The organism is Aliivibrio sifiae, from assembly GCF_002954715.1.
Taxonomy (GTDB): Bacteria; Pseudomonadota; Gammaproteobacteria; order Enterobacterales; family Vibrionaceae; genus Aliivibrio; species Aliivibrio sifiae.
Map to the genome: position 1 here is coordinate 2,507,478 of NZ_MSCP01000001.1, position 8,045 is coordinate 2,515,522.

The 8,045-nt window shown below is 42.1% G+C and carries 8 protein-coding genes; all 8 read right to left on the reverse strand.

Annotated features, from left to right (window positions below; genetic code table 11):
• Nucleotides 1–9 precede the first annotated feature (9 nt).
• Nucleotides 10–4,038: a DNA-directed RNA polymerase subunit beta gene (gene rpoB, locus BTO23_RS11275; RefSeq protein WP_060992734.1), complete on the reverse strand. Its 4,029-nt coding sequence runs from the start codon at nt 4,036–4,038 to the stop codon at nt 10–12.
• Between the two features lie 232 nt (nt 4,039–4,270).
• A complete protein-coding gene (rplL, locus tag BTO23_RS11280) occupies nt 4,271–4,636 on the reverse strand; it encodes a 50S ribosomal protein L7/L12 (protein WP_060992735.1) in 366 nt (121 codons plus the stop codon).
• 55 nt (nt 4,637–4,691) lie between these two features.
• Nucleotides 4,692–5,186 carry a 50S ribosomal protein L10 gene (rplJ, locus tag BTO23_RS11285; protein WP_060992736.1) on the reverse strand — a complete coding sequence of 165 codons (495 nt, stop codon included), beginning with the start codon at nt 5,184–5,186 and terminating at the stop codon, nt 4,692–4,694.
• Between the two features lie 244 nt (nt 5,187–5,430).
• On the reverse strand, nt 5,431–6,135 hold the full coding sequence (gene rplA, locus BTO23_RS11290) for a 50S ribosomal protein L1 (protein ID WP_060992737.1): 705 nt from the start codon (nt 6,133–6,135) through the stop codon (nt 5,431–5,433).
• Between the two features lie 4 nt (nt 6,136–6,139).
• The gene (rplK, locus tag BTO23_RS11295; protein ID WP_060992738.1) at nt 6,140–6,568 is read right to left on the reverse strand and encodes a 50S ribosomal protein L11; all 429 of its coding nucleotides are present in this window, start codon (nt 6,566–6,568) and stop codon (nt 6,140–6,142) included.
• Between the two features lie 118 nt (nt 6,569–6,686).
• Nucleotides 6,687–7,232, reverse strand: a complete 546-nt coding sequence (gene nusG / locus BTO23_RS11300; protein WP_060992739.1) for a transcription termination/antitermination protein NusG — start codon at nt 7,230–7,232, stop codon at nt 6,687–6,689.
• Nucleotides 7,233–7,244: 12 nt separating this feature from the next.
• Complete coding sequence (gene secE, locus BTO23_RS11305) at nt 7,245–7,622, reverse strand: preprotein translocase subunit SecE (RefSeq protein WP_023604471.1); 378 nt, start codon at nt 7,620–7,622, stop codon at nt 7,245–7,247.
• Nucleotides 7,623–7,850: 228 nt separating this feature from the next.
• The coding region (locus tag BTO23_RS11310) for an EF-Tu C-terminal domain-related protein (RefSeq protein WP_478206018.1) at nt 7,851–8,045 on the reverse strand (195 nt) is incomplete at its 5' end.

Consider the following 8,045-nt stretch of genomic DNA (forward strand, 5'->3'; position numbering starts at 1 on the left):
TCAATGAGATTATTCTTCGTCTTCTAACTCGATGTTGATACCAAGTGAGCGGATTTCTTTCAACAATACGTTGAATGATTCTGGCATACCTGGTTCCATACGATGATCGCCATCTACGATGTTCTTATACATCTTAGTACGACCGTTCACGTCATCCGACTTGACGGTTAGCATTTCTTGTAGGGTATATGCAGCACCATATGCTTCAAGTGCCCATACTTCCATCTCACCGAAACGCTGTCCACCGAACTGAGCTTTACCACCAAGTGGTTGCTGAGTTACAAGGCTGTAAGAGCCGGTAGAACGTGCGTGCATCTTGTCATCAACTAAGTGGTTTAGTTTTAGCATGTACATGTAACCAACAGTTACAGGACGCTCAAACGCATCACCAGTACGACCATCAAACAGTTTCAACTGACCAGATTCTGGTAGATCAACAAGTTTTAATAGCTCTTTAATTGATGATTCTGGAGCACCATCAAAGATTGGTGTTGCGATTGGTAAACCACCGCGTAAGTTCTTAACTAATGTACGAACTTCGTCATCAGACAGTGCAGCGATGTCTACTTCTTGGCGAGTTTCACCAAGATCGTATACTTTTTGTAAGAAGTTACGGAACTTATGTAGTTCTTGTTGCTCTTTAAGCATTTGGTTAAGTTTATCACCAACACCTTTTGCAGCAAGACCCATATGAACTTCAAGAATTTGACCGATGTTCATACGAGAAGGTACACCCAGTGGGTTCAGTACGATATCTACTGGCTGACCTTTTTCATCATAAGGCATGTCTTCAACAGGATTAATCTTAGAGATTACACCCTTGTTACCATGACGACCCGCCATCTTATCACCAGGCTGAATACGACGTTTTACCGCTAGGTAAACTTTAACGATTTTCAGTACGCCCGGAGCAAGATCATCACCTTGAGTGATCTTACGACGTTTAGTTTCGAATTTCTTATCGAACTCTGCTTTAAGCTCATCATATTGCTCAGCAAGCTGCTCAAGTTGATTTTGTTGTGATTCATCATCAAGAGTGATTTCTAACCACTGCTTGCGATCCATCGCATCAAGCTTAACTTCAGAAGTACCTGCAGCAATTAGAAGTGTGCGAACACGTGCTAATAAGCCACCTTCAAGAATCTGGAATTCTTCAGTGATGTCTTTCTTAGCTTCTTTAAGCTGCATTTGTTCGATTTCTAGAGCACGTTTGTCTTTTTCAACACCATCACGAGTAAATACTTGTACATCAATGATAGTACCTGAAACAGAGTTTGGTACACGTAGAGAAGAATCTTTAACATCAGATGCTTTTTCACCGAAGATAGCTCGTAGTAGCTTCTCTTCAGGAGTCAGTTGAGTTTCGCCTTTAGGCGTTACTTTACCAACTAGGATGTCACCACCCTTAACTTCAGCACCAATGTAAACAATACCTGATTCATCAAGTTTAGACAGCGCAGCTTCACCTACATTAGGGATATCTGCAGTGATCTCTTCTGAACCAAGTTTAGTATCACGAGCCACACAAGATAATTCTTGAATATGGATTGTCGTGAAACGGTCTTCCTGAACTACACGCTCAGATACAAGGATTGAATCCTCGAAGTTATAACCATTCCAAGGCATGAACGCGATACGCATGTTCTGACCAAGTGCAAGCTCACCAAGATCCGTTGAAGGACCATCAGCAAGTACATCACCACGAGTTACAGGTTCACCAGGAAGTACTGTAGGACGTTGGTTGATACACGTATTTTGGTTAGAACGAGTATACTTAGTTAAGTTGTAGATATCGATACCAGCTTCGCCAGGTACCAGTTCTTCTTCGTTCACTTTAATAACGATACGAGAAGCATCTACTGACTGAACCATACCGCCACGTTTAGCAACAGCAGTTACACCTGAGTCAACAGCTACATTACGTTCAATACCGGTACCAACTAAAGGCTTATCAGCTCTTAGTGTAGGTACTGCTTGACGTTGCATGTTCGCACCCATTAGGGCACGGTTCGCATCATCGTGTTCTAGGAACGGGATAAGCGATGCAGCTACAGATACAACTTGGTTTGTCGCGACATCCATATACTGGATGTGTTCACGAGGGTGCAGTCCAGATTCACCTTTCTGACGAGCGATGATAAGTTCATCAGCAAAAGTACCTTCTTCTGTTAACACGGCATTCGCCTGTGCAATAACAAAAGTACCTTCCTCGATAGCAGATAGGTAATCAACATCTTCAGTAACGACACCATCTACAACACGACGATATGGAGTTTCTAGGAAACCATACTCGTTACATTGTGCAAATGCTGATAATGAGTTAATTAGACCGATGTTTGGACCTTCTGGTGTTTCGATTGGACATAGGCGACCATAGTGAGTCGCGTGTACATCACGAACTTCGAAACCAGCACGCTCACGAGTTAGACCGCCAGGACCTAAAGCAGAAATACGACGTTTATGCGTAACTTCTGACAATGGGTTATTCTGATCCATAAATTGAGATAGCTGTGAAGAGCCAAAGAATTCTTTAACTGCAGCTGAGATCGGCTTAGCATTGATAAGATCTTGAGGCATAATTGCATCAAGGTCACCAAGACTTAAACGCTCACGAACAGCACGTTCTACACGAACTAAACCAACACGGAATTGGTTTTCTGCCATTTCGCCAACAGAACGAATACGACGGTTACCAAGGTGATCGATATCATCAACCTCGCCTTTACCGTTACGAATATCGATCAGCTTGCGCATAACCTCAATGATATCTGTTTCATCAAGAATGCCAGCGCCTTCATCGTTATCGCGACCAATTGAGCTATTGAACTTCATACGACCAACAGTCGATAAGTCATAGCGATCTTCAGAGAAGAATAGGCTTTCAAATAATGATTCAGCAGCTTCTTTTGTTGGTGGCTCGCCTGGGCGCATCATACGATAAACTTCAACTAGTGCCGATAAACGGTCAACTGTTGAATCTGCACGTAAAGTGTCAGAAATGTATGCACCATGATCAAGGTCATTCGTAAATAACACTTCGATCTTTTTGTGGCCAGCTTGAGATAAATTAGCAAGATCTTCTAAGCTAAACTCTTGGTTAGCTGCGATAATGATCTCACCAGTATCTTCATTCACATAATCGTGAGAAGCTACTTTACCTACGATATAATCTACTGGTACTTCGATATAATTTACTTCGTCTTTCGTCAATTGACGAATATGACGCGCAGTAATACGACGACCGGCTTCAACATAAACTTTGCCGTTCGATTCAATATCAAATGTTGCAGTCTCACCACGTAAACGCTCAGGAAGTAATTCCATCATCAGCGTTTGGTCTTTCACTTCAAATACAACTTTATCGAAGAATAAATCTAAGATTTCTTCTGTTGTTTTACGAAGTGCACGTAAGATGATCGTTGCTGGTAATTTACGACGACGGTCGATACGTACGAATAAGTTATCCTTAGGATCGAATTCGAAGTCTAACCATGAACCACGGTAAGGAATTACACGTGCGTTATAAAGAACTTTACCAGATGAATGGGTTTTACCCTTATCGCTGTCGAAGAAGACACCTGGGCTGCGGTGCAGCTGGGATACGATAACCCTTTCAGTACCATTGATTACAAAAGTACCATTGTCTGTCATAAGCGGAATTTCGCCCATGTAGACTTCTTGTTCTTTAATGTCTTTTACCGTGCCTGCAGGTGCGTCTTTATCGTACACAACTAAACGCAGTTTAACGCGTAGAGGTGCAGAATATGTAACACCGCGGATTTGACATTCTTTAACGTCAAATTCTGGCTCACGGAGATTGTAGCTAACGTATTCTAGCTTAGAGTTGCCGTTATAGCTCTGAATTGGAAAAACAGAACGGAAAGCAGCCTCAAGACCGTATTGCCCTTCAGGATCTTGCTCGATAAACTTAGTAAAAGAATCAAGCTGGATCGATAGCAAGTATGGTATGTCCAACACTTGTGGACGCTTACCAAAATCCTTACGGATGCGCTTTTTCTCTGTATAAGAGTAAACCATGGGGTTCCTCAGCTCGCTGATAAGTGACCCGAACCGTCCGCCTTCGAAAGGTTGGGACAGTGACTAATAACACTGTTTTCTGTAGGACATAATCTCTGATTGAGACTATGTTTTTTGCTCGGATATAGGGACTTTAAACAGTGTGAAATTACCCTAAACCCTACAGCGCAAAAAGGCCGGTGGTTAATAAACCACCAGCCATTAGCCGTTAGGCTATGAAACTAAGTAATAATTACTTGATTTCAACAGTCGCACCAGCTTCTTCTAGCTGTGCTTTAAGACCTTCAGCTTCAGCTTTGTCAACGCCTTCTTTTAGAGGTGCTGGAGCTGAGTCTACAAGACCTTTAGCTTCTTTCAGGCCAAGACCTGTAGCGCCACGTACTGCTTTGATTACAGAAACTTTGTTTCCGCCAACAGCAGTTAGGATTACGTCAAATTCAGTTTGCTCTTCAGCAGCTTCAGCAGAAGCACCGCCAGCAACTACTGCAGCAGCAGCAGTAACACCGAATTTTTCTTCCATAGCTTCGATAAGCTCAACAACTTGCATTACAGACATTTCTGCAACTGCGTCTAGGATTTGCTCGTTAGTAATAGACATAACAATTCTCTTTTAAGTCAACAATAATTTATTTTGTAATCAAATAAAGCAAGGCTTATGCCGCAGCTTCTTCTTTTTGATCACGAACAGCAGCGATAGTACGTACCAGTTTACCAGCAGAAGCTTCTTTCATGCACATCATTAGGCGTGCGATAGCTTCGTCGTAAGTTGGTAGTGTCGCTAGTACATCAGCATCAGTAACTGCGCCTTCAAATGCAGCAGCTTTGATCTCGAAGTCTTTATTCTCTTTAGCAAAGTCTTTAAAAAGACGTGCTGCAGCACCTGGGTGCTCGTTAGAGAATGCAAGTAGAGATGGACCAGTAAATGTGTCTTGTAGACACTCGTACTGAGTACCTTCTACTGCACGACGTGCTAAAGTGTTACGAACAACTCTCATGTAAACACCCGCTTCACGCGCTTGTTTACGTAGAGAAGTCATCGCGCCAACAGTAACGCCACGAGAATCAGCTACAACTGCAGAAAGTGCACCACTGGCTGCTTCGTTGACTTCAGCAACAATTGCTTTTTTGTCTTGAAGATTTAAAGCCATTTGGATTAACCTCTGGTTGTGATTACACCACTCACTACAAAATGTAGGAGAGTAATTACGATGCAGTCCCAGAAAACCAATTTTTAAAAACTAGCTTTTAGTTCGGGCACCGTCTACGCAGGTTTTATTAAGCTCTTTCGAGCGCCTACGGTCTTGGACGGAGACTATTCAATTAAAAATCAAACAGCCCCAACCATAAATTTGATAAGCGCAAAATTATACACAAATTCTACGCTTTTGCAAATTAGTTTGTAGCAGTATCTAGAGTCGCTTGATCTAGAGATACGCCAGCACCCATTGTAGTTGAGATGCTTACCTTCTTCAGGAAAACACCTTTCGCTGAAGTTGGTTTTGCTTTCTTAAGTGCAACTAAAAGAGCTTCTAGGTTCTCTTTAAGTTGAGCAGCATCAAAATCCACTTTACCGATAGTAGTATGGATGATGCCGTTTTTGTCGTTACGGTAACGAACCTGACCAGCTTTAGCATTTTTAACAGCTTGAGCAACGTTAGGGGTTACAGTACCAACTTTAGGGTTTGGCATAAGACCACGAGGACCTAGGATTGTACCTAGTTGACCAACAACACGCATTGCATCTGGAGAAGCAACAACAACGTCAAAGTTCATTTCGCCTTTCTTAACTAGCTCAGCAAGGTCTTCCATGCCTACTAGATCAGCGCCAGCTTCTTTAGCTGCTTCTGCGTTTGCACCTTGAGTGAACACAGCAACACGGATATCACGACCAGTACCGTGAGGTAGTACAGTTGCACCACGTACGTTTTGATCTGATTTACGTGCATCAATGCCAAGGTTAACAGCAACGTCAACACTTTCATTGAATTTTGCAGTAGCTAATTCTTTAAGAAGAGCAACAGCTTCGTTGATTTCGTAGTCTTTAGTAACTTCCACTTTTTCGCGGATATTACGCATACGCTTAGTAAGTTTAGCCATGTTATTAACCCTCTACCACTAGACCCATTGAACGAGCAGTACCAGCAATTGAACGCTTCATAGCTTCAATGTCAGCACCAGTCATGTCCGCAGCTTTAGTTTCTGCGATCTCTTGAATTTGAGCGTCAGTAACAGTACCAACTTTCTCACTGTTTGGACGACCAGAACCAGACTTAACGCCAGCAGCTTTCTTAAGAAGAACAGCAGCAGGTGGAGTCTTAGTTACAAACGTAAAAGAACGGTCGTTGTATACAGAGATAACAACTGGAGTAGGTAGACCTTTCTCAACAGATTCTGTTCTTGCGTTAAACGCTTTACAGAATTCCATGATGTTCACACCGTGTTGACCTAGAGCAGGACCAACTGGTGGACTTGGGTTCGCCATACCTGCTGCAACTTGCAGTTTGATATAAGCTTCAACTTTCTTAGCCATAATATTTCCTAATTTTGGGTTCAAACGCCATCCAACTGGATTAGCTCCCCGTTAACAAAAACGCGCGAAATTATAATAATAATCCGCGCGCTTTACAATAGCTTTGCTGATTTTTCGATCAGTTTTTTTCTACTTGGCTAAACTCTAGTTCAACTGGAGTTGCGCGACCAAAGATAGAAACTGATACTTTGATTCGACTTTTTTCATAATCGACTTCTTCAACAGTACCATTAAAGTCAGCGAATGGACCTTCGGTAACACGAACCACTTCACCAGCTTCAAACAATGTCTTAGGACGAGGAGCTTCGCTCGCTTGTTCAAGACGATTCAAAATAGCATCCGCTTCTTTATCAGTGATTGGTGCTGGGCGATCTGAAGTACCACCAATGAACCCCATAACACGTGGAATGCTACGTACCAAGTGCCATGATTCATCATTCATGATCATTTGCACTAATACGTAACCTGGGAAAAATTTACGTTCGCTTTTACGACGTTGGCCAGCACGCATTTCTACCACTTCTTCAGTTGGTACAAGTACTTCGCCAAATAACTCTTCCATGTTATGAATTTTAATATGTTCGCGTAGCGATTGTGATACACGACCTTCAAAACCTGAAAAGGCTTGAACTACATACCAACGTTTCTTTGGAGCTTCACTCATGATCACTTATCCTCAAACACCTGTGATTAAGCCAATTAGTCTAACCATAATACCATCAATACCCCATAAAATCAGAGCCATTACGATACATACAGCAAGAACAATGAAAGTTGTTTGCGTTGTTTCTTGGCGTGTAGGCCAAACAACTTTACGTACTTCCATTCTTGATTCGCGAGCAAATGCAATTGCAGTTTGACCTTTTGCTGTGAAGGCAGCAATACCACCAGCAGCAGCAATCAATGCAACTACACCGGCAGCTCGAATAACAACAGACAAATCAGCTAGTAAATAATTACCTATAACCGCAGCAGAAAGTAGTACTAGAACTAGTAGCCACTTAATTGTATCAACTGCGCCTGAAGTTTCTGTCGTCTCAGTATTTGTTTTCATAAACCAACCTGTGACATAACTAAAATCATTTTCCATCATTAGACAGAAATTCAAAAACAAGAGTAAATATACCCTACTCTCTTCATCCTATAAACCAGCGATTTGCTAATTTATCTGCGCTGTGCTCTGCATTTTCTTAAAATTGTAGAGCAAAAATAAAACAACACACAATACAACGCAGAAAAAGGGCATCGAATGATGCCCTTTTTATTAGTACTTAGTCAAATCTTAAGCAAAGATTTTAGCAACAACACCAGCACCAACTGTACGGCCACCTTCACGGATTGCGAAGCGTAGACCTTCGTCCATTGCGATTGGAGCAATTAGCTCAACCGTCATTTGAACGTTGTCACCAGGCATTACCATTTCAACACCTTCTGGAAGTGTGATATCGCCAGTTACGTCCGTTGTACGGAAGTAAAA

What these genes read in the sequence shown, in the direction of transcription:
- rplL (WP_060992735.1), bottom strand. Translation starts at nt 4,636, where the DNA reads ATGTCTATTACTAACGAGCAAATCCTAGACGCAGTTGCAGAAATGTCT.
- rplA (WP_060992737.1), bottom strand. Translation starts at nt 6,135, where the DNA reads ATGGCTAAACTTACTAAGCGTATGCGTAATATCCGCGAAAAAGTGGAA.
- nusG (WP_060992739.1), bottom strand. Translation starts at nt 7,232, where the DNA reads ATGAGTGAAGCTCCAAAGAAACGTTGGTATGTAGTTCAAGCCTTTTCA.
- rpoB (WP_060992734.1), bottom strand. Translation starts at nt 4,038, where the DNA reads ATGGTTTACTCTTATACAGAGAAAAAGCGCATCCGTAAGGATTTTGGT.
- rplK (WP_060992738.1), bottom strand. Translation starts at nt 6,568, where the DNA reads ATGGCTAAGAAAGTTGAAGCTTATATCAAACTGCAAGTTGCAGCAGGT.
- rplJ (WP_060992736.1), bottom strand. Translation starts at nt 5,186, where the DNA reads ATGGCTTTAAATCTTCAAGACAAAAAAGCAATTGTTGCTGAAGTCAAC.
- secE (WP_023604471.1), bottom strand. Translation starts at nt 7,622, where the DNA reads ATGAAAACAAATACTGAGACGACAGAAACTTCAGGCGCAGTTGATACA.